Source organism: Mesorhizobium sp. CA6 (genome assembly GCF_020165035.1).
Classification (GTDB): domain Bacteria; phylum Pseudomonadota; class Alphaproteobacteria; order Rhizobiales; family Rhizobiaceae; genus Mesorhizobium.
Window position 1 is genome coordinate 1 of record NZ_JAIUHI010000025.1, and the last position, 19,386, is coordinate 19,386.

Genomic DNA, 19,386 nt, shown 5'->3' on the forward strand with positions numbered 1-19,386 from the left:
TCCTCGCCGATGGTCTTGTTGGAATCTTCCAACGCAGCCAGCGCCGAACCCTTGACGATCGGAATGTCGTCGCCGGGAAATTCGTTCTTCGACAGAAGCTCGCGAACCTCGAGCTCGACCAGCTCCAGCAGCTCGGCGTCGTCGACCTGGTCGACCTTGTTCAGGAACACCACGATCGAGGGCACGCCGACCTGGCGGGCAAGCAGGATGTGCTCGCGAGTCTGCGGCATCGGGCCGTCGGCGGCCGAAACCACCAGGATCGCGCCGTCCATCTGCGCCGCACCCGTGATCATGTTCTTCACATAGTCGGCGTGGCCGGGGCAGTCGACATGGGCATAGTGACGGTTGGCCGTCTCATACTCGACATGCGCCGTCGAGATCGTGATGCCGCGCGCCTTCTCTTCAGGTGCTGCGTCAATCTGGTCATAGCGCTTGTATTCGCCAAAATACTTCGTGATCGCCGCCGTCAGCGACGTCTTGCCATGATCGACGTGACCGATCGTGCCAATGTTCACATGCGGCTTGGTGCGCTCGAATTTACCTTTTGCCATAGTCTCTTTCCTTGGACGGCCTTGACCTTCAGTTCAGTCGAATGCGGGGCGATTAGCGAGAACGGCTGAAAAACACAAGTACCTTGTGGCTGAGCGGATTCTTGCTCGACCCGAACCAATGGTCGATTTCGGTGGGATATGGCGCGGATATAGGGCTGCCGCGTGTAAAATCAAAGCTCCGTGCTGGCCCATTGCCGCCACGACGCCGCTCTGATCTTGTTCGCCGGATGCAGTTCATTCCATCCAATATCCGCGGCCCGCTGTTCATGATCGTCTCGACGGGGTCCTACCTCGTCAACGACACGATGATGAAGCTCGCCACCGTCGGATTGCCGCCCTATGAAGTTCTCCTGCTGCGGGGTGCTGCCGCCACGCTGTGGGGCGTGCCGCTGCTTCTGATGCTGGGCTATGCCAGGCAGATCCCGCTGCTCTTCGAGCGCAAGGTGCTGCGCCGCAACCTGTTCGAGCTGCTGGCGATCCTGTGTTACGTCGTCGCTTTAGCCAACATGCAGATCGCGGATTCCACCGCGCTCGGGCAAGTCACGCCGCTCATCGTGCTGGTCGGCTCCTCGATGCTGTTCGGCGAAAAGATCGGCGCCACGCGCATGGCGCTGATCGGCCTTGGCTTTGTCGGGGCGCTCATGGTGGCGCAGCCGACCATGCAGGGCATTTCGGTTTATGCGCTGCTGGCGCTCGGCAACGCCGCCTTCGCGGCGGTGCGCGACCTTGCCGGGCGCAAGGTGGGCGCCGAGGTACCGGGCATGATCGTCGCCATCTCCGCGGTCGTCGTGGTGCTGGCCGGCTCAGGCGCGGCGCATCTCGTCTCCGAGCAATGGGTAATGCCCGAAGGACATCATCTGCTCCTGATCGCCGGCGCCGGCCTGTTCCTGATCTTCGGCCATTTCTTCATCTTCATGGCCTACCGGGTCGGGCCGACAAGCGCGGTCGCGCCTTTTTATTACTGCTTCACCGTCTGGGCGGTGATCTCGGGCCTGCTGGTGTTCGGGCAATTCCCCAACGCGCTCGCCGTCTGCGGCATCCTGCTGGTGATAGCCAGCGGTCTCGCCATCGTCTCGCTCGACGAAAGAAAACGGCGGCTGGCCATGGTCGCCTGACGGCGCGCCTCCAGCCTGGGTCGACCCGGTCGGGTCGACCTTCAACAGCCTACTGGCTGTTCCCTGGCCTTCTACAGCGTGCGCTTGCCCGAAAACTGGTGATAGGCCCAAAGCACGACGATCGAGCCGATCACGGCCACGATCAGGCTCCAGATGTTGAGACCGGTGACACCCGACGAGCCGAAGGCGCTGAAGATCAACCCGCCAACGATGGCGCCGACAATGCCGAGCACGATATCCATGATCATGCCCTGGCCTGTCTTGTTGACGATCTTGCTGCCGATGAACCCGGCGATAAGGCCGAGAATGATCCAGCTGATAATGCCCATAATTCCCTCCAAAATTCCCCCGCCGCGCCATCATGGTCACATGATTGTCAAAAGCTCAAGTCAGCTTGAAATTCCGCCTGTTTGCGCCATTCTGGGGCCGGGTGGACTTGGCTGGACAAGGAGATCCATTATGGGCCTTTTCGACAATGCCGTTCCGGGCGGCAACATCACCAAACCCCTGATGATCGCGCTCGGCGCGCTTCTGGTCGGCAAGATGCTGAGCGGCAGAAGCGAAGAGGCGGCCGCGCCGCAAGCGCCGGCGCCGACGCCTGCGGGAACCGACGTGTCCGCCGATGGCGGCCTGCTCGGCGGTCTCGGCGGCCTGCTCGACAAGCTCAAGAACGCTGGCCACGGCAATGTCGCCGACTCCTGGGTCGGTACCGGCCAGAACCAACCGATCAACCCGGGTGATCTCGGCTCGGCGCTCGGGCCCTCGGTGATCCGCGAGATCGCGCAGCGCACCGGGATGAGCGAGCAGGAATTGCTGCAGCAGCTCTCCACGGCGCTGCCCGGCATCGTCGACAAGCTGACGCCGAACGGCCAAATCCCGCAGCACCATCAGGTCGTTTCAGCCTTCAACAGCTAGGGAAATGGCCTGCTAGCGCGCCGCGTGCCACGGCGCGCGGCGTTTCATTTGAGGATTCTCGGGAAGAAATCTGGAGCGGGTAGCGGGAATCGAACCCGCATATTCAGCTTGGAAGGCTGCTGCTCTACCACTGAGCTATACCCGCGCCTTGCACTGAGGTACCGGATTCATCCGAAAAGCGCCACGCATTTTCGGTCCGAGACTTTTCGTTTCAGGGCTTCCGGGCCGGCAGTGGTGGAGAGGGTTGGATTCGAACCAACGTAGGCTAAGCCAACGGATTTACAGTCCGTCCCCTTTAACCACTCGGGCACCTCTCCAGTCTGCCGCCGGAGCCATGCAACGAGGCATTTCCGCCGATCCGGAGCCCGAGTAAGATCTTCTCCGAAATCAGCGAAGCGCCTTATGGCGGCAAGGCCGGTGGGTGTCAACCGGCGCGGCCAGGGTTTTTCGAGGATGTTCGGCATTCATTTGGCCAGCCCATATCCTTAGCCGGACGGGACGGCTATAGAGGCCGCCATGAGCGACGATAAAAGCAACAAGTCCGGCACGCGCAAGGACACCCACTACGCCAAGCTGAGGCGCGCACATCGCGACCAGAAGGCGGGCGGGCCGCCGGCATTCCGGCCGCGCCAGCCGGTGCCGCCGGGCGAGGCTGCCGCCGACGGGCTGGTGCGGCTTTACGGCCTGCATACCGTGCGGGCTGCGCTCGACAATCCGCGGCGCAAGATCAGGACGATGCTGGTGACGCGCAACGCCGCCGAACGGCTGGCGATCGGCGACCTTGCCGCCCTGCCCTTCAAGGCCGAGCTTGTCGAACCGAAGGACATCGACAGGATCACCGGATCGGACGCCGTGCATCAGGGCGTGCTGATCGAGGCCGAGCCGCTCAAGCCGAAGCGTCTCGACGCGCTTGGCGACACCAGGCTGGTGCTGGTGCTCGACCAGGTGACGGACCCGCACAATGTCGGCGCCATTCTGCGCTCCGCGGTTGCGTTCGGCGCCGGCGCGCTGATCACGACTGCCCGTCACAGCCCGCAGGAATCGGGCGTGCTGGCGAAATCCGCTTCCGGCGCGCTCGAGCATATCGACCAGATCGAGGTGAAGAACCTCGCCGACGCGCTGGGACAGCTGCACGAGGCCGGCTTCCAGACCATCGGGCTCGATTCGGAAGGACCGGCCGAGCTCGAAAAGACCTTCGCCGGCGAGAGGATCGCGCTGGTGCTGGGCGCGGAAGGCAAGGGCCTGCGCCAGAAAACGCGCGAGACGGTGACGACGCTCGCCCGCCTCGACATGCCCGGCGCCATCCACTCGCTCAACGTATCGAACGCGGCGGCGGTGAGCCTTTATGCGGCGAGGAAGTTCTTGGTGAGTGAGTAGTGAGTAGTGAGTAGTGAGTAGTGAGTAGCTACGTCACGAAATCCTTGCTAACTACTGACTACTGACTACTCACTAATCACTATTCCTACTCACTCCTATCCCACTTCATGCCCCGCCATCCGCTCCAGCGTCCTGACCAGCGCGGAGTGATCCTCCTTGGCGCCGCCATTGGCGGCGCAGGAATTGAAGAGCTGCTGCGTGGTCGAGGTGTTGGGCAGCGACACACCGAGCGCCTTGGCGCCTTCCAGCGCCAGGTTGAGGTCCTTCTGGTGCAGCTCGATGCGGAAGCCGGGCGCGAAGGTGCGCTTGATCATGCGCTCGCCATGCACTTCGAGGATGCGCGAGGCGGCGAGCCCGCCCATCAGCGCCTGCCTCACCTTGGCCGGATCGGCGCCCGCCTTCGAGGCGAAGACCAGCGCTTCGCCGACCGCTTCGATGGTCAGCGCGACGACAATCTGGTTGGCGACCTTGGTGGTCTGGCCGACCCCGTTCGGACCGACCAGCGTGATGTTCTTGCCCATTTTCTCAAACACTGGCCTGGCGCGCTCGAAGGCCTTCTCCTCGCCGCCGACCATGATGGTGAGCGAGGCCGCCTTGGCGCCGACCTCGCCGCCCGACACCGGCGCGTCGAGATAGTCGCAGCCGAGATCGTTGATCTTCTTGGCGAATTCCTTGGTGGCGATCGGCGAGATCGAGCTCATATCGATGACGAGCTTGCCCTTGGTGAGACCGGAAGCGACGCCGTTCTCGCCGAAGAGAACGTCGGCGACCTGGGGCGTGTCGGGCACCATGGTGACGATGATGTCGGCAGCCCCGGCAACAGCGTCGTGGCCGGAAAAAGTCTTCAGGCCCTTGGCGAGGAGGTCGGCGGGCGGCTTGGAGCGATGGTCGCTGGCGACGACCGTGTAGCCGGCAGCGAGAAGATGGCCCGCCATCGGCGCGCCCATGATGCCGAGGCCGATGAAGCCGATGGTGTCCATTGGTGTTGCTCCTGGAAGCTTGTTCTAACTCATCGAAGGCCGGCGCTGCCCCTCATCCGCCTGCCGGCCCTTCTCCCCGTATAGAGACGGGGAGAAGGACGCTCTTAAGCCGCCGCGCTGCCCTGCCCGGCGAATTCCTTGAACCAGCCGAGCCCGGCCTCGGTGCCTGCCTTCGGCTTGTATTCGGCACCGATCCAGCCGGAATAGCCGAGGCGGTCGATGTGGTCGTAGAGGAAGGGATAATTGATCTCGCCCGTCCCCGGCTCATGACGGCCGGGATTGTCCGCAAGCTGGATATGCGCGATGCGGCCGAGGTTGGCCTCGATTGTACGGGCGAGATCCCCCTCCATGATCTGCATGTGGTAGATGTCGTATTGCAGGAAGATATTCTTCGAGCCGACGCGGTCGATCAGCGCCAGCGCCTGGTTGGAATAGTTCAGGAAGAAGCCGGGGATATCACGGGTGTTGATCGGCTCGATCAAGAGCCTGATGCCGGCCTGCTCCAGCTTCTCGGCCGCGAAGGCGAGGTTTTCGGCAAAGACGTTCGCCAGCACCGTACGGTCGGCGCCCTGCGGCGCGATGCCGGCAAGACAGTTGATCTGCTCGCAGCCCAGCGCATGGGCGTAGGTGATCGCCTTGGCGACGCCCTGGCGGAATTCCGGCACGCGGTCCGGCAGCACGGCAATCCCGCGTTCACCCTTCGCCCAGTCGCCGGCCGGCAGATTGAACAGAACCTGTGTCAGGCCGTTCTTCTTCAGCCGCGCCGCCACGACATCCGGGGCATGCTCATACGGGCCGATATATTCGACGCCCTTGAAGCCCGCGCGGGCAGCGGCATCGAAACGGTCAAGGAACTCGTGCTCGCCGAAGAGCATCGAAAGATTGGCTGAAAAACGCGGCATTCCTTTTTCTCCTTCTCTCCGCCAAGCCTCAATCGAGCATCATGATGGCCGTCGGCGCATCCTCGTTGCGTTCGGCAAGGTCCTCGAATTCGGTGATCTTGTCGATTTCCGTGCCCATTGAAATGTTGGTGACGCGCTCGAGGATGAATTCCAGCACCACAGGCACCTGATGCTCCTTCATCAGCCGCTGCGCCTCCTTGAAGGCACCGGCGAATTCCTCGGGCTTCTTCACACGGACCGCCTTGCAGCCCATCGCCTCGGCCACCGCGACATGATCGACGCCGTAGCCGGCCTCCGGATCGCCTGCACGGTTGACGTTCTCGAAGGCGAGGCTCACCTCGTAATCCATGGAGAAACCGCGCTGCGCCTGGCGTATCAGGCCGAGATAGGCGTTGTTCACGACGACGTGGATGTAAGGCAGCTTGTGCTGGGCGCCGACGGCCAGCTCCTCGATCATGAACTGGAAATCATAGTCGCCGGAAAGCGCCACGATGTCGCGGTCCGGATCGGCGGCGCGCACGCCGAGTGCCGCCGGCAGCGTCCAGCCGAGCGGGCCGGCCTGGCCGCAGTTGATCCAGTTGCGCGGCCTATAGACATGCAGGAACTGCGCGCCGGCGATCTGCGACAGGCCGATCGTGGTGACATAGGTGGTGTCGCGGGCAAACGCCTTGTTCATCTCCTCATAGACGCGCTGCGGCTTCAGCGGCACCTGCTCGAAATGCGTCTTGCGCTTCATGGTCTTCTTGCGCTGCTGGCACTCCTTCGCCCAGCCCGACCAGTCGCGCAACTTGCCGGCCGTGCGCCATTCGGTGGCGACGTCGAGCAGGATCTTCAGCGCGGCGCCCGCGTCCGAGACGAGGCCTAGATCCGGCGCGAAGACACGGCCGATCTGCGTCGGCTCGATGTCGACGTGGATGAATTTTTTCCCCTTGGTGTAGACGTCGACCGAGCCGGTGTGGCGGTTGGCCCAGCGGTTGCCGATGCCGAAGACGAAGTCCGCCTCAAGCATCGTCGCATTGCCGTAGCGGTGCGAGGTCTGCAGGCCGCACATGCCGGCCATCAGCCGGTGGTCGTCGGGGATCGCGCCCCAGCCCATCAGCGTCGGGATGACCGGCACGCCGGTGACTTCCGCGAACTCGATCAAAAGATCGGAAGCGTCGGCGTTGATGATGCCGCCGCCAGCGACGATCAGCGGCTTTTCAGCCTCGTTGAGCATCGCCAGGGCCTTCTCGGCCTGGGCACGCGTTATCGCCGGCTTGAACGCAGCGAGCGGCTCATAGGCGTCGATGTCGAATTCGATCTCGGCAAGCTGCACGTCGACCGGCAGGTCGACCAGAACCGGCCCGGGCCGCGAGGAGCGCATCAGATGGAAGGCCTTCTGCAGCGTCATCGGCACCAGATAGGGCTCCATGACGGTGACGGCCCATTTGGCGACTGGTGCTGCGATCGAGGCGATGTCGACGGCCTGGAAATCCTCCTTGTTGAGGCGCGCGCGGGGAGCTTGACCAGTTATGCATAAGATCGGAATCGAATCCGCCGAGGCCGAATAGAGGCCGGTGATCATGTCGGTGCCGGCCGGACCGGAGGTGCCGATGCAGAGCCCGATGTTGCCGGCCTTGGCCCGCGTATAACCTTCGGCCATGTGCGAGGCGCCTTCGACATGGCGCGCCAGCACATGGCGGATGGTGCCGCGCGCCTTCAGCGCCGAATAGAGCGGGTTGATCGCCGCGCCCGGCACGCCGAAGGCATTGGTGATGCCTTCCTTTTCGAGAACGAGAACCGCAGCGTCGACAGCGCGCATCCTGGCCATGGCAAGCCTCCATTCGTTGGTTGGCTTGACAATGACAGCGTGCGTTCGATTTTTCAATTTTTTCAGAATATTTTTTCATTTCTAGAAAACCACCGTTATCAGCTGATTTCGCTTCACTTTTCCTTTTCCAAAAATCGCTCATGGCCACTACTGAAAAACTTTTTCATTGCATCCGATGTCAAATCGGCGAGAATGGCCGGTATGGAAACGACGGAAAAACGCCAGCGCGGCCGGCCGCGCGCCTTCAACGGCCCGTCCGAAGCGGCCTCGGTCCAGTCGCTCGACCGGGCGCTGCGGATCCTGGCCATCGTCGCCGAGGCCAGCGGCTTGTCGCTGAGCGAGATCGCGGCGCAAAGCGGCATTGCCGCCTCGACAGCCTATCGCATGCTGACGACGCTGGAGAACCATGGCATGGTCGAGTTCGATACGACCGACCAGCTCTGGTCCGTCGGCGTCGAGACCTACCGCATGGGCGCTGCCTTCCTGCGCCGGCGCAAGCTGGTCGACCGCGCGCGCATCGTGATGCAGGAATTGATGGAGAAGACCGGCGAGACCGCCAATCTCGGCGTCGCCGAGGACGATTGCGTCGTCTTCGTCAGCCAGGTCGAGACGCACCAGGCGATCCGCGCCTTCTTCCGGCCGGGCACGCGCAGCCCCTTTCATGCTTCCGGCATCGGCAAGGCGGTGCTGGCGCATCTCGAGCCGGAACGGGTCGCCGCCATCCTGCGCAAGGCGGGCCTGCAGCGCTACACCGACAAGACGCTTTCCGACATTTCGGCGCTGGCCCATGATCTGGCCGTCATCAAGCATCGCGGCTGGTCGGTCGACGACGAGGAGCGCCACCCCGGCATGCGCTGCGTGGCCGCCGCCATCTTCAACGAGTTCGGCGAGCCACTCGGGGGCGTTTCTGTGTCCGGACCGACGGTGCGGGTCACGCCCGAGCGGCTGGCCGAGATCGGTCCGCTGGTCCGCGAGGCCGCGGTCGAGGTGACGAAGATGATCGGCGGCGTGAAAGCCTACTAGAGCGTTTCACCGTTTCATGGAAACGGCGAACCGCTCAAGCTCTTGTTTTTACGCAATTCCGAATGGAAAACCGCACACACTTTTCCTGGAATTGCTCTAATTAAGACGCGCCTGGCAATGCGCTCTTTGCCGATATGTCGAAGAAATCGAGCAGGATCGCCAGCGCGACGCCACAGGCCGCGAAAATGAGGCCGGCGAGGAATATCCGACTGGCGCGGTCATGAATGCTTCGCTGCAAGGATTTGATGTCGAGCAGAATGGCCAACGCCCGGATCTGCAGCGCAATGCCGACCAGGATCGGCAGGACGGCAGTCAGATGGTAGGTCTGCCATGGGATGGGGTTGGCCGCCCAATGGGTGATGAAGCCTAGCGAGAACGCCAGCAGGATGCCGACGATTGTGATGGTGCCGTTGCGGAAAACCGGTTCGACCCGTTCTTCCCTGGGATCCTGATTGTCCAAGCGACCCTCCCCTCGATTGCCGTCAAGGCCAGACTAAACGCTTGCAAAATTGCTGTACATCATTGGTTGCTCAGCAAGGCAGGCCGGCCATACCAGGACGGACGCCGGACTTGACCGGTCTTGCCGTGCCGTCGGAATGCATGCCAAAGGGCACAGATGCGGAAAACCCTTTACCTCCTATCCGCCGCTTCCCTTTGCGGATGCGTGGCGGCGACAGCGCCGCCGCCCTCGCCCAGCGGCAATCAACGCGTCGATCCTATTCCGATTTCGCTGGCCCTGGAGGAGATCATCACTGCCGGCGTCCGCCAGCATTTGAAGAACCCCATCGCTGCCAGGTTCGGAACCATGCTCGCCGGAGAACGCAGTTTGAACGGCCGCCACGAAGTGGTGGCGTGCGGCTATGTCGACGACAAGGGCTCTCCCGGCGGCAGCGAGCCATTCATCGGCAAGATCTATCCCGATGCCGGAAACGGCTTTGAACTCGTTGCGATAAATGACGTTTCAGTCATCGGCGCCTGCAAGGCGGCGGGATTGGCAATGCCGGAGCTGAAGCCCAATTCCTGAATTGCTGGGGCGGAACGTCGTTCGCTTCACATCAAGCCAATCAGGCGGATGCTCAACGCAAGAAAAGGGGCTGCGGGCAGCCCCTCTTTCCAGCCGTTTGTTCAGCTGCCTCCTAGAGCCTGCAATAACGCGGGCCGTCGTAGCTCATATAGGTGTCGGTGCGCTCGTCGTAGCTGGCGTAGCGGGCGTAGCAGCGGCGGACGTGGACCGAGTCGTAGCCGTCGTCCTCGACATAGACGCTGCGGGGCTGCTGCTGGGCAAGCAGGCTGCCGAGAACGAAACCGCCGACGCCGGCGGCGATGCCGATGCCGAGCTCGCGGCGGTGATGATGGTCGTGGGCGGCCGAAGGCTGGACGGTGCCGACGAGCGAGCCGGCGGCGACGGTGGCGGCGATGAGGCCAGAAACGATGGTGCGCTTGAACATGACGATCTCCTGTTTCGTTGGAGAGGCGAACCATCCGCCTCTTGATCGTCTGTCGCTGCGGCCGGGAAAAAGGTTCGAAGTATTTTTACGATTTTTTTCGCCGGGACTGAGCGAACAGGGAGTAGCGAATAGCGAGTAGGGAAAGCGGGGATATGCTGAATGCAAATCCCTATTCGCTATTCACTATTCGCTACTCGCTCTCTTTCACCCCATCCCCGTGACATACCTCAGCCAGAAGGCCAGCACGATGAAGCCGATGAATGTGGCGACGCCGGTCCAGTCGATGTTGGCCTTCTTCAGATCGCTGATGACCTTCACCAGCAGAAGCCAGGTCACGACGATGAGCGGCAGGATGATGACGAATCTGATCATGCGGCACCCGTTCGATGCGATTGCACCCGACAAAGATGTAGGAAGCGGCGCAGCGCTTTTCAGCATGCCGACCAAGCCACGCGGTCCATTGGGAACCCGAAACGGAGTTTTGTCTTTACTGGCGCACGAAATGTGCTACCGGAGCGCCGTGCCCTTGTAGCTCAGCTGGTAGAGCAGCGGTTTTGTAAACCGAAGGTCGCGGGTTCGATCCCTGCCGGGGGCACCATCCTGTAGCGGAGACGCCCGCAATGCCCTTCGAACAAACGCTGTTCGCGAGCGCACGCGGCTGAGCACGCCGGTTATGATCGCTAGTGGCGTGACGCAGACGCGGGGAAGCATGTCGCGAACCCTGATCATCGTTGGTCTCTGTTTGGTTGCCGTAGGTCTGCTATGGCCCTGGGTGGGCCGGATCGGCCTTGGCCGGCTACCAGGCGATATCGTGATCGAGCGCGAGCATTTCAGGCTCTACGTTCCCATCACCACGGGAATACTGATCAGCGTCGTGGTCTCGGCGATCCTGTGGCTGATCAACCGTTAGGGGCGCTTCGGCGGCAGCGATTTCGCTTCACGCCCCAATCGCCGCCACCACTATCCTATTCTGCCGTTGTATCGCAGCGCGCAGCTCCGGTATCTTCGCCTCGTCGCGTTTGACGAACTCGATGAACATCATGTTCATGTTGTTGAAGATCAGCTCGCCCACCGCCGGCCCGTCTATGTCCGAGCGCACAAGCCCGATCTCCTGCAGGCGGACTATCAGCGCGCTGATCTGCCTGGTCAGCTCGCGGTCAAGGGCGGTGTAGGCCTGGCCGAAGGGGCTGTCAGGCAGTTGCGTCGAGATCGCCATCGCCTGGCGCCACATCTCTTTGCTCAGATAATTCAGCGAGTGCTCGATATAGATGCCGATCAGCGTGTCGAGCGCGTCGCCGACATTGGCGGGCGGGCTGGCGACAACCCCTCGCCCGGCATTCAGCACCTCGTTGACCTCCATGGAAACGATGGCGCCGAGGATGTCGCCCTTGTTCTGGTAGTAATTGTAGATCGTGCCGATCGAGACCTCGGCCTGCGCTGCGATCGCCTCGATCTTGGCGCCTTCATAGCCGGCCTCGCGGAACAGCTCCGTCGCCGCATCGATAATGCGCCTGTGCCGGTCCGCCTTCTGCCGTTCGCGCAATCCGCTCATATCGGCCTCTCTGCCACAAAATCATAATTGACTCAATTTTAGAATTGGTTCAACTTTTCTTCCAACAAGCCAACAAGCCAGCAAGGCAGGGAGAACACTCGATGACCGTTAATGCCCGGACTCCGCATTTCACCCTGAAGTCTTATCTCGTAGCCGCCAGCGCGACAGCCGCGTTGTTGCTCGCAGCCAGTGCCGCCCAGGCCGCCGATCTCAACGCGCTGATCTGGTGCGATCATTCCGATCCGGCGCTGCTGCAGCCCTTCGAGGAAGCCAACCACGTCAAGGTCAACGTCAAGGAATTCGAAGGCACCGGCGCGGGGCTCGCCATCGTCGACCAGTCGCAACCCGGCGACTGGGACGTGATGGTGATCGATTCCATCGACGTGCCCCGCGGCGTCGAGAAAGGTTTGTTCGAGCCGCTGCCCGAAGACAAGCTGCCTTTCGCCGACCTCTTCCCCGAAGTGAAGATGGACAAGTCCACCATTGTCGACGGCAAGCGCTACGGCGTGACCGAAAAGTTCGGCTACAACACGATCGGCTTCAACAAGACCAAGGTCGACCCGGCCGACATGCAGTCGCTGGCCTCGCTCACCAGCGACAAATACAAGGGCAAGATCGCGATCTACGACTATTATCTGCCGGTGATCGGCATGGCCGCTCTGGCCATCGGCAAGAAGACGGCCGACCTCACCGAGGCCGATCTGCCTGCCCTCAAGGCCGAACTGCTCAAGATGAAGGCCAATGCCAAGCTGGTCGGCGAGGTCACGGCCAGCCAGACCGCTCTCGCCACCGGCGAGGTCGACATATTGGTCGGCGGCGGCGAATGGGTGACGGCCGGCCTTGCCAAGGAAAACCCGGCGCTCGATTTCTCGATCCCGAAGGAAGGTGCTGTGCTCTGGTCGCAGTCGCTCGCCATGTTCAAGGATTCCAAGAACAAGGACATGGCGCTGAAATTCATCCAATATATCCTGAGCCCTGAAGGCCAGGCGCGGCTTGCAACCTCTTCCTGCTACTGGGGCATGCCTTCGAACAAGAAGGCGGCGCTGACCGAAGAACAGAAGAAGATCCTGCGCTTCGACGAGCAGCCCGGCTTCCTTGCCCGCGCCCAGGCCTATCCGGCGCCGAACGCCGATCTCGACAAGAAGATGCAGGATATGTGGACCGAGATGCTGCAGGCGCAGTAAATCGGCCGATGACATCGGCGGGAAGCAATTCACGTGCCCTGCCCTGGGCGCTGGTCACGCCGGCGCTGGCGTGGACATGTGCGTTCTTCGTGCTGCCCTTCATCGCCATGGGGTTTTCCAGCCTCACGGCGCATGAAGGCGGCGGCTTCACTCTGGCCAATTACAGCCAGTTCTTCACCGATCCGTCCTACTGGCGGGCGATGGTGAACTCGCTGGAGGTGACGGCGATCGTCACCGTCATCTCGATCCTGCTTGCCTATCCCTTTGCCTGGATCCTCGCGGAACAAGTGCCGGAACGCTGGCAGCGGCTGGCGCTGATGCTGGCCGTGCTGCCGTTCTGGACCTCCTATGTCGTGCGCTCCTATTCCTGGCTGCTGGTTTTGGCGCAGAACGGCGTCATCAACCGGGCGCTGACCGGCATCGGCCTGATCGGCGAGCCGCTGCAGCTTGCCAATACGCGTTTCGCGACCGTCACCGGCTTTGTGCATTTCTTTGTCATGCTTTTGACGCTGACGATCTTCGCCAATCTGAAGCAGCTTAGCCCGAGCTACCGCAAGGCTGCCGCCGATCTCGGCGCAGGGCCGGTGCGCACCTTCCTGCATGTCGTGCTGCCACTCACCTTGCCCGGCATCATGGTCGGCGCCTTCCTCACCTTCGTGCTTTGCATCGGCGACTACATCACGCCGCAGATCCTCGGCGGCAACAACGAGCTGGTCATGCCGCAGCTCGTCATGATGCAGATCGGCCGCCGCGGTGATTTTCCACTGGCTTCGGCGCTGTCGATCATCCTGATGGCTGTGGTGACCATCGCCTATCTCGCCTGCGCCCGCTGGCTGAAGATCGAGCGGGCCTGACCATGCGCGCCGCCGTTCGCCTCGCCGCCTGGGCCTACGCCATCGCCGTCTACGGCTTCATCTTCCTGCCGGTGGTCGTGCTGGTGCTGTTCTCGCTGCAGGCGACCTCCTTCCCGATCCCCCCCTTCACCGGCCCGTCGCTGCGCTGGTATCAGGCGGTGCTGTCGGATGCGCGGCTTACCTCGGCGCTCCTCAATTCGCTGCTGGTGGCGGTGCTCTCCTCGCTCGCTTCGGTCACGCTCGGCTTCCTGTCCGCCTGGGGGTTCGCGCGCTTCGTGCTGCCGGGTTCGGCCATCCTGCGCGGCCTGATCACACTGCCGCTGACCGTGAGCTATCTCATCATCGGCATGGGCCTTCTGGTGCTGTTCAACTGGGCCGGCGTGCCGAAGTCGCTCTTGGCCGCCGGCATCGGCCATGTGGTGATCAATCTGCCGCTCTGCTTCGCCATCATCTACAGCCAGATGGGCGATCACCAGATCAACATCGAGCGCGCCGCTCGCGACCTCGGCGCCGCCGAGTGGAAAGTGCTGCTCATGATCACCGTGCCGGTCATGGCACCGGCGATCTTCGCCGGCTTCTTCCTATCGATGACGTTTTCCTGGGACGAGTTCGTCATCTCCTTCCTGCTCACCCGCTTCGAGACGACGCTGCCGGTGGAGATCTGGAACCTGCTGCGTTCCGGCCTCAACCCCAAGACCAATGCCGTCGGCTCGCTGGTCTTTGCCGTCTCCATCGTCCTGGTGGTGTTTTTCGAATTGACGCTGTTGCGGAGAAAGCCGGCATGAGCGCGCCTTTGGTCGACATCCGCAATGTCTCGCACCGCTTCGGCCAGCTAGCGGTGCTGAAGAACGTCTTGCTCGCCATCGAGCCCGGCAGCTACACGATCCTGCTCGGACCGTCCGGTTCCGGCAAGACGACGCTGCTTTCGATCCTTGGCGGCTTCGTCACGCCCAGCGAGGGCAAGGTGTTCATCCGTGGTGTGGATTGCACCGCGGTGCCGCCGGCCAAACGCCCAACAACAACGGTGTTCCAGGACTACGCGCTGTTTCCGCATATGAGCGTCGGCGGCAATGTCGGCTTCGGGCTGCGCATGCAGGGCGTCGACGGCGCGACCCGGGCGGCGAAGGCGCGCGAGGCGCTGGCTCTCGTGGGGTTGGCGGCCGCCTTCGACAAGAAGCCGCATCAGCTCTCCGGCGGCCAGCGCCAGCGCGTGGCACTCGCCCGCGCGCTGGTCATCGAGCCGGCGGTGCTTCTGCTCGACGAACCGCTCGGCGCGCTGGACCTGAAACTGCGCCGGCAGATGCAGGACGAGTTGAAGGCGATCCAGAAGCGCGTCGGCACCGCCTTCATCCATGTCACGCACGATCAGGAGGAAGCGATGGCGCTGGCCGACCATTGCGTGGTGATGAATGACGGCCGTATCGAGGACGAAGGCCCGCCCGAGCGGGTCTATGCGCGGCCGGCGACGCGCTTTTCCGCCACCTTCATGGGCGAGAGCACGATCCTTGCCGGCACCGTCACTGAAGCGAAGAACGGGATCGTCACGGCCATGACGGCGGTCGGGCCGATTTCAATGCCCGGTGCATCGCCTGCCGGCGCCACGGTCGCGCTCGCCATCCGACCCGAGCACCTGGTTCTCGACGAAGCGAAGAGCGACGTCACGCTGGGGAGGGCCAAGGTCGGCGATGTCGTCTTCCAGGGCAGTTTCAAGCGCGTGCTGGCCGCCTCGGAGCTGGATCCTGCGCTGCAATTTATCGCGAAGGCGCCCGCTTCCGCTGCCATTCAGGCAGGCGACACGATCCCGGTTTCATGCCAGGCTCAAGACATCATCTTATTGGCGGACTGATCCATGGGCATGCTTCCGGTCATCGAGGCTCCGGACTGGTACGAAACCATCCGCATGGGCAACGATATCACGCTCATCCATGAGCCGTGGATAAAACCGTTCTTCCGCTGCAACATCTGGCATGTGCGCGGGCGCGACCGCGACCTGTTGTTCGACACCGGCCTTGGCCATTTCAGCCTGAAACGCCATGTGCCGCTGGTGAGCGAGCACAAGCTTACCTGCGTCGCCAGCCACACGCATTTCGACCATATCGGCTGCCATCACGAATTCCCGGACCGCTGCGTGCACTCCGCCGAAGCGGCAATCCTTGCCGATCCGCGCAATGAATGGACGGTGGCGGACCGCTACGCCAATGAGCAGATGTTCGACGGTGCGCCTGAAGGCTGGGATACGGCGCGCTACCGCATCCTGCCCGCGCCGGCCGGCCGGCTGCTCGAGCATGGCGATGTGGTCGACCTCGGCGACCGCGCCTTCGAGGTCATCCACACACCTGGACATTCGCCCGGCGGCATCGCGCTTTATGAGAGAAAGACCGGCATCCTGCTGTCGGGCGACATCGTTTATGACGGGCCGCTGATCGACGACGTCTATCACTCCGACATCGATGACTATGTCGGGACCCTGCTTGCCATGCGCGAGCTCGACGTCTCGGTCGTGCATGGCGGCCATTTCCCAAGCTTCGGCAAGGTGCGCTACCGGCAACTCATCGATGAGTATGTCGCGGGCAAACGCAAGGCCGGGTGCCACTTGCAGAGCGGCTGAGCGATCAGGGAAGCGAAGCCTACAGCGCCCTTTGCGGGCAAAGTGTTCCCGTGGCGTCGCCGCAGCGGGAAGCTGTCGGCTGCGGCCGCTGGCTCATCTCTTCGGAATGACGCACCAGCTCGGCGAACATCAGCGCGAAACTTCCCATCATCAGGAAGACTATGATCAGACGCGTTACCGGCAATAGACAGGTCTCTCGACTGGCTAGCCCCCGCCAACCCATCCACTGTCGGCTAACATGATCGATCCGGCTTTACGAGTGTTTAAGCTTCGCCTTAACCATAGCAGCCATCACATTCATGTCGCGGCTGTCACGAAGCGCGATTGTCGGGTGTGACCGCCAGCTGGCGCAGTGCCCTTCACAGATGTAGGCGCCGCATGCTACGCCGTCGCCGGCGCGGCCCCGCAGACGGTCGCCCTCCGGGAGCCATGAGCAAAGCCGCCAGCCGTTTCGCCTTCGTTTCTTCCGACACCGACGACGCCCGCGCGGCGCTGGAAAGCCTGTCCGCGCGCTATGGACAGGTGCCTGTCGCGGATGCCGAGATCATCATCGCGCTCGGCGGCGACGGCTTTCTTCTGCAGACGCTGCGCGAGACGATGAGCACGGGCAAGAAGGTCTACGGCATGAACCGTGGCACCATCGGCTTCCTGATGAACGAATATCGCGCCGGCGGCCTCGAGGAACGCATCGCCAACGCCGTCTCCGAGACGATCCGGCCACTGGAAATGGTCGCCGTGACGCATGACGGCGAAACGATTTCGGCGCCGGCCATCAACGAGGTGGCGCTGTGGCGCCAATCCTACCAGACGGCGAAGATCCGCATCACCGTCGACGGCCAGGTGCGGCTGGAGGAGCTGAACTGCGACGGCGTGATGATCGCGACGCCCGCCGGTTCCACTGCCTACAATCTGTCGGCGCATGGGCCGATCCTGCCGCTCGATGCGCCGCTTCTGGCGCTGACGCCGGTCAGTCCTTTCCGGCCGCGCCGCTGGCGCGGGGCGCTGCTGTCCAACAAGGCGACCGTGCGCTTCGACATCCTGGAAGCCGAAAAGCGCCCGGTGAATGCCGCGGCCGATCATACCGAGGTCAAGGCAGTGGCCTCCGTCACCGTGCGGGAATCGCCGACGGCGACGGCAACTTTGCTGTTCGATCCGAACCATTCCTGGAACGAGCGTATCCTTGCCGAGCAGTTCCGCTACTGAGCCGGCGCAAGGATATTGTTTCGATCAATGCATATCGCCCAAAAGCGCGCAGCGGTTTTGGGCGATACGGCGTGATCAAGCAAAGACATAAAGCGCGAAGCCTCAAACCGTTTCAGCGCGACGCGCTTTAAGCATCGCGATTAAGGTTACGGCTTCACAATCGCTGTATTTCGGTCCGTTTCTGTTGACAAATCGAGGGCTTGCGCCTAACTGCAACACCGATCTTGCAGGCGCGCGGCGCCTGCCGCGGCTACTGTGTCGCGATTTTCCCAACCAACAAAGACAACAAACACTTGTCCTCAGACACCACGATCGCTCAAGAAGCCTTGACATTCTCAGACCTCGGCTTGTCGCCGAAGGTTCTCTCCGCGGTCACCGATGCTGGCTACACCACGCCGACTCCGATCCAGGCCGGCGCCATCCCGCATGCGCTGCTCGGCAAGGACGTGCTGGGTATCGCCCAGACCGGCACCGGCAAGACCGCTTCCTTCGTGCTGCCGATGCTGACGCGCCTGGAAAAGGGCCGGGCGCGAGCCCGCATGCCGCGCACGCTGATCCTCGAACCGACCCGTGAGCTCGCCGCGCAGGTCGAGGAAAACTTCATCAAATACGGCAAGAACCACAAGCTTAATATCGCGCTGCTGATCGGAGGCGTCTCCTTCGACGAACAGGACAAGAAGCTCGAGCGCGGCGCCGACGTGCTGATCGCGACGCCCGGCCGCCTGCTCGACCACCGCGAGCGCGGCAAGCTTCTGCTCAACGGCGTCGAGATCCTCGTCATCGACGAGGCCGACCGCATGCTCGACATGGGCTTCATTCCCGATATCGAGCGCATCTGCGAGATGATCCCGTTCACGCGCCAGACGCTGTTCTTCTCGGCGACGATGCCGCCGGAGATCACCAAGCTCACCGAGAAGTTCCTGCACGCGCCGGTGCGCGTCGAGGTTTCGAAGGCCGCCTCCACGGCAACCAGCATCACGCAGCGGCTGGTCAAGTCCGGCTCGAAACCCTGGGAAAAGCGCGAGACGCTGCGCGACCTGATCAAGGCCGAAGACGCCGATCTGAAGAACGCCATCATCTTCTGCAACCGCAAGGTCGAGGTGTCGGAGCTGTTCCGCTCGCTGTTGAAGCATGATTTCGATGCCGGCGCGCTGCATGGCGACATGGACCAGCGCGCCCGCATGCAGATGCTCGCCAATTTCCGCGACGGCAAGCTGCGCTACCTCGTTGCCTCGGACGTCGCAGCGCGCGGTCTCGACATTCCCGATGTCAGCCATGTCTTCAATTATGACGTGCCCATCCACGCCGAGGATTACGTCCACCGCATCGGCCGCACCGGCCGCGCCGGACGCGCAGGCAAGTCCTTCACCATCGCCACCCGCTCCGACACCAAATATGTCGACGCCATCGAGAGGCTGATCGGCACCAAGATCGAGTGGCATGACGGCGACCTGTCGACCGTGACCGAGAGCGAGGGCGAGGAGCAGCCGCGCCGCGGCCGCGGCGCCCCGCGTCGCGCCGGCCGCAAGGACGAGGACCGCAAGGATCGGGGCGAGCGCAAGAAGGACCGTCACGCCAAGCGCGACGAGACGCCCGATGCCGCGCGTGAGGAACAGCCTGTCGCCGAAGTGGCCGACATCGCCGAGCGCCGCGCCCGCAAGGACGCGATCCGTTCCGAGAACGAGCGCAAGGGCCCTGGCAGCCGTCACGAGCAGCGCGGCGACGCCCGTCCGCAGCGCGACCGCCCCGGCCGCCATCGTCAGGAAGAAGACGACGCAACCGTCGGCTTCGGCGACGACGTGCCGGCCTTCATGCGGATCGTCGCGAAGGTCTGAAGCCGATATCAGCGTAGCCTGAATTGAAA

23 protein-coding genes and 3 tRNA genes are annotated in these 19,386 nt (G+C 62.8%); 14 read left to right on the plus strand and 12 right to left on the minus strand.

All coding sequences use genetic code 11. The features are described from left to right. On the minus strand, positions 1–551 hold a 551-nt coding region (locus LB526_RS27065), incomplete at its 3' end, for a GTP-binding protein (protein WP_224630379.1). A gap of 227 nt (positions 552–778) precedes the next feature. On the opposite strand from LB526_RS27065, the gene LB526_RS27070 reads away from it, so the two are divergent. After that, complete coding sequence (locus LB526_RS27070; RefSeq protein WP_224630380.1) at positions 779–1,666, plus strand: DMT family transporter; 888 nt, start codon at positions 779–781, stop codon at positions 1,664–1,666. A gap of 71 nt (positions 1,667–1,737) precedes the next feature. On the opposite strand, the gene LB526_RS27075 is transcribed toward LB526_RS27070, so the two are convergent. Continuing rightward, a complete protein-coding gene (locus tag LB526_RS27075) occupies positions 1,738–1,995 on the minus strand; it encodes a GlsB/YeaQ/YmgE family stress response membrane protein (RefSeq protein WP_140842889.1) in 258 nt (85 codons plus the stop codon). Between the two features lie 130 nt (positions 1,996–2,125). Here LB526_RS27075 and LB526_RS27080 point away from each other — a divergent pair, with 130 nt between their 5' ends. Further along, positions 2,126–2,581, plus strand: coding sequence for a YidB family protein (locus LB526_RS27080; protein ID WP_224532367.1), 456 nt, complete (start codon positions 2,126–2,128; stop codon positions 2,579–2,581). Between the two features lie 71 nt (positions 2,582–2,652). On the opposite strand, the gene LB526_RS27085 is transcribed toward LB526_RS27080, so the two are convergent. Together LB526_RS27085 and LB526_RS27090 are read right to left on the minus strand one after the other, a co-directional pair. Then, a tRNA-Gly gene (locus LB526_RS27085) sits at positions 2,653–2,726 on the minus strand. A gap of 87 nt (positions 2,727–2,813) precedes the next feature. Further along, positions 2,814–2,898 (minus strand) — tRNA-Tyr (locus LB526_RS27090). Between the two features lie 199 nt (positions 2,899–3,097). Between LB526_RS27090 and LB526_RS27095 the strand changes: the two genes are divergently transcribed. Next, positions 3,098–3,958, plus strand: coding sequence for a TrmH family RNA methyltransferase (locus tag LB526_RS27095; protein WP_224630381.1), 861 nt, complete (start codon positions 3,098–3,100; stop codon positions 3,956–3,958). Between the two features lie 95 nt (positions 3,959–4,053). Here the strand turns inward: LB526_RS27095 and LB526_RS27100 are convergent, their stop codons facing one another. From LB526_RS27100 to gcl, 3 genes are all read right to left on the minus strand, one after another. Further along, positions 4,054–4,938: a 2-hydroxy-3-oxopropionate reductase gene (locus LB526_RS27100; protein ID WP_224630382.1), complete on the minus strand. Its 885-nt coding sequence runs from the start codon at positions 4,936–4,938 to the stop codon at positions 4,054–4,056. Between the two features lie 104 nt (positions 4,939–5,042). Next, the gene (otnI, locus tag LB526_RS27105) at positions 5,043–5,840 is read right to left on the minus strand and encodes a 2-oxo-tetronate isomerase (RefSeq protein ID WP_224630383.1); all 798 of its coding nucleotides are present in this window, start codon (positions 5,838–5,840) and stop codon (positions 5,043–5,045) included. 28 nt (positions 5,841–5,868) lie between these two features. Continuing rightward, positions 5,869–7,650: a glyoxylate carboligase gene (gene gcl, locus LB526_RS27110; protein ID WP_224630384.1), complete on the minus strand. Its 1,782-nt coding sequence runs from the start codon at positions 7,648–7,650 to the stop codon at positions 5,869–5,871. Between the two features lie 201 nt (positions 7,651–7,851). Between gcl and bhcR the strand changes: the two genes are divergently transcribed. Beyond that, the gene (gene bhcR / locus LB526_RS27115) at positions 7,852–8,673 is read left to right on the plus strand and encodes an HTH-type transcriptional regulator BhcR (RefSeq protein WP_224630385.1); all 822 of its coding nucleotides are present in this window, start codon (positions 7,852–7,854) and stop codon (positions 8,671–8,673) included. A gap of 100 nt (positions 8,674–8,773) precedes the next feature. Here the strand turns inward: bhcR and LB526_RS27120 are convergent, their stop codons facing one another. After that, a complete protein-coding gene (locus LB526_RS27120; protein ID WP_224630386.1) occupies positions 8,774–9,133 on the minus strand; it encodes a hypothetical protein in 360 nt (119 codons plus the stop codon). A 204-nt stretch (positions 9,134–9,337) separates the two neighbouring features. Here LB526_RS27120 and LB526_RS27125 point away from each other — a divergent pair, with 204 nt between their 5' ends. Continuing rightward, on the plus strand, positions 9,338–9,697 hold the full coding sequence (locus LB526_RS27125; RefSeq protein ID WP_224630387.1) for a hypothetical protein: 360 nt from the start codon (positions 9,338–9,340) through the stop codon (positions 9,695–9,697). 112 nt (positions 9,698–9,809) lie between these two features. On the opposite strand, the gene LB526_RS27130 is transcribed toward LB526_RS27125, so the two are convergent. Together LB526_RS27130 and LB526_RS27135 are read right to left on the minus strand one after the other, a co-directional pair. Further along, positions 9,810–10,121, minus strand: a complete 312-nt coding sequence (locus tag LB526_RS27130) for a BA14K family protein (RefSeq protein ID WP_224630388.1) — start codon at positions 10,119–10,121, stop codon at positions 9,810–9,812. Positions 10,122–10,325: 204 nt separating this feature from the next. Then, positions 10,326–10,493, minus strand: a complete 168-nt coding sequence (locus tag LB526_RS27135) for a hypothetical protein (protein WP_224630389.1) — start codon at positions 10,491–10,493, stop codon at positions 10,326–10,328. 150 nt (positions 10,494–10,643) lie between these two features. Here LB526_RS27135 and LB526_RS27140 point away from each other — a divergent pair. Continuing rightward, positions 10,644–10,719: transfer RNA gene (locus LB526_RS27140), tRNA-Thr, on the plus strand. A 111-nt stretch (positions 10,720–10,830) separates the two neighbouring features. Further along, complete coding sequence (locus tag LB526_RS27145) at positions 10,831–11,031, plus strand: DUF2905 domain-containing protein (RefSeq protein ID WP_224608917.1); 201 nt, start codon at positions 10,831–10,833, stop codon at positions 11,029–11,031. A 27-nt stretch (positions 11,032–11,058) separates the two neighbouring features. On the opposite strand, the gene LB526_RS27150 is transcribed toward LB526_RS27145, so the two are convergent. After that, the gene (locus LB526_RS27150) at positions 11,059–11,673 is read right to left on the minus strand and encodes a TetR/AcrR family transcriptional regulator (protein ID WP_224630390.1); all 615 of its coding nucleotides are present in this window, start codon (positions 11,671–11,673) and stop codon (positions 11,059–11,061) included. Positions 11,674–11,774: 101 nt separating this feature from the next. Between LB526_RS27150 and LB526_RS27155 the strand changes: the two genes are divergently transcribed. From LB526_RS27155 to LB526_RS27175, 5 genes are read left to right on the plus strand one after another with little or no spacing between them, the layout of a single operon-like run. Continuing rightward, the gene (locus tag LB526_RS27155) at positions 11,775–12,857 is read left to right on the plus strand and encodes a spermidine/putrescine ABC transporter substrate-binding protein (RefSeq protein ID WP_224630391.1); all 1,083 of its coding nucleotides are present in this window, start codon (positions 11,775–11,777) and stop codon (positions 12,855–12,857) included. Positions 12,858–12,865: 8 nt separating this feature from the next. Continuing rightward, the gene (locus LB526_RS27160) at positions 12,866–13,711 is read left to right on the plus strand and encodes an ABC transporter permease (RefSeq protein ID WP_224630392.1); all 846 of its coding nucleotides are present in this window, start codon (positions 12,866–12,868) and stop codon (positions 13,709–13,711) included. Between the two features lie 2 nt (positions 13,712–13,713). Then, complete coding sequence (locus tag LB526_RS27165) at positions 13,714–14,496, plus strand: ABC transporter permease (RefSeq protein WP_224630393.1); 783 nt, start codon at positions 13,714–13,716, stop codon at positions 14,494–14,496. Further along, positions 14,493–15,557 (plus strand): ABC transporter ATP-binding protein, encoded by a 1,065-nt coding sequence (locus LB526_RS27170; RefSeq protein WP_224630394.1) that lies wholly within the window; start codon positions 14,493–14,495, stop codon positions 15,555–15,557. Before LB526_RS27165 ends, LB526_RS27170 begins: the two co-directional genes overlap by 4 nt. 3 nt (positions 15,558–15,560) lie before the next feature. Next, positions 15,561–16,319, plus strand: coding sequence for an MBL fold metallo-hydrolase (locus tag LB526_RS27175; protein WP_224630395.1), 759 nt, complete (start codon positions 15,561–15,563; stop codon positions 16,317–16,319). Between the two features lie 19 nt (positions 16,320–16,338). On the opposite strand, the gene LB526_RS27180 is transcribed toward LB526_RS27175, so the two are convergent. Next, positions 16,339–16,503 (minus strand): hypothetical protein, encoded by a 165-nt coding sequence (locus LB526_RS27180; protein WP_224532355.1) that lies wholly within the window; start codon positions 16,501–16,503, stop codon positions 16,339–16,341. Positions 16,504–16,748: 245 nt separating this feature from the next. Here LB526_RS27180 and LB526_RS27185 point away from each other — a divergent pair, with 245 nt between their 5' ends. Continuing rightward, positions 16,749–17,522 (plus strand): NAD kinase, encoded by a 774-nt coding sequence (locus LB526_RS27185; protein WP_140842832.1) that lies wholly within the window; start codon positions 16,749–16,751, stop codon positions 17,520–17,522. 293 nt (positions 17,523–17,815) lie between these two features. Continuing rightward, positions 17,816–19,357 carry a DEAD/DEAH box helicase gene (locus LB526_RS27190; protein WP_176477022.1) on the plus strand — a complete coding sequence of 514 codons (1,542 nt, stop codon included), beginning with the start codon at positions 17,816–17,818 and terminating at the stop codon, positions 19,355–19,357. The last annotated feature ends 29 nt before the right edge of the window (positions 19,358–19,386 follow it).

Excerpts from the sequence above, each read along its gene's own strand:
- LB526_RS27070 (WP_224630380.1), top strand. The coding sequence starts at position 779 with ATGCAGTTCATTCCATCCAATATCCGCGGCCCGCTGTTCATGATCGTC.
- LB526_RS27075 (WP_140842889.1), bottom strand. The coding sequence starts at position 1,995 with ATGGGCATTATCAGCTGGATCATTCTCGGCCTTATCGCCGGGTTCATC.
- LB526_RS27080 (WP_224532367.1), top strand. The coding sequence starts at position 2,126 with ATGGGCCTTTTCGACAATGCCGTTCCGGGCGGCAACATCACCAAACCC.
- LB526_RS27095 (WP_224630381.1), top strand. The coding sequence starts at position 3,098 with ATGAGCGACGATAAAAGCAACAAGTCCGGCACGCGCAAGGACACCCAC.
- LB526_RS27100 (WP_224630382.1), bottom strand. The coding sequence starts at position 4,938 with ATGGACACCATCGGCTTCATCGGCCTCGGCATCATGGGCGCGCCGATG.
- otnI (WP_224630383.1), bottom strand. The coding sequence starts at position 5,840 with ATGCCGCGTTTTTCAGCCAATCTTTCGATGCTCTTCGGCGAGCACGAG.
- gcl (WP_224630384.1), bottom strand. The coding sequence starts at position 7,650 with ATGGCCAGGATGCGCGCTGTCGACGCTGCGGTTCTCGTTCTCGAAAAG.
- bhcR (WP_224630385.1), top strand. The coding sequence starts at position 7,852 with ATGGAAACGACGGAAAAACGCCAGCGCGGCCGGCCGCGCGCCTTCAAC.
- LB526_RS27130 (WP_224630388.1), bottom strand. The coding sequence starts at position 10,121 with ATGTTCAAGCGCACCATCGTTTCTGGCCTCATCGCCGCCACCGTCGCC.
- LB526_RS27135 (WP_224630389.1), bottom strand. The coding sequence starts at position 10,493 with ATGATCAGATTCGTCATCATCCTGCCGCTCATCGTCGTGACCTGGCTT.
- LB526_RS27145 (WP_224608917.1), top strand. The coding sequence starts at position 10,831 with ATGTCGCGAACCCTGATCATCGTTGGTCTCTGTTTGGTTGCCGTAGGT.
- LB526_RS27150 (WP_224630390.1), bottom strand. The coding sequence starts at position 11,673 with ATGAGCGGATTGCGCGAACGGCAGAAGGCGGACCGGCACAGGCGCATT.
- LB526_RS27155 (WP_224630391.1), top strand. The coding sequence starts at position 11,775 with ATGACCGTTAATGCCCGGACTCCGCATTTCACCCTGAAGTCTTATCTC.
- LB526_RS27160 (WP_224630392.1), top strand. The coding sequence starts at position 12,866 with ATGACATCGGCGGGAAGCAATTCACGTGCCCTGCCCTGGGCGCTGGTC.
- LB526_RS27165 (WP_224630393.1), top strand. The coding sequence starts at position 13,714 with ATGCGCGCCGCCGTTCGCCTCGCCGCCTGGGCCTACGCCATCGCCGTC.
- LB526_RS27170 (WP_224630394.1), top strand. The coding sequence starts at position 14,493 with ATGAGCGCGCCTTTGGTCGACATCCGCAATGTCTCGCACCGCTTCGGC.
- LB526_RS27175 (WP_224630395.1), top strand. The coding sequence starts at position 15,561 with ATGGGCATGCTTCCGGTCATCGAGGCTCCGGACTGGTACGAAACCATC.
- LB526_RS27185 (WP_140842832.1), top strand. The coding sequence starts at position 16,749 with ATGAGCAAAGCCGCCAGCCGTTTCGCCTTCGTTTCTTCCGACACCGAC.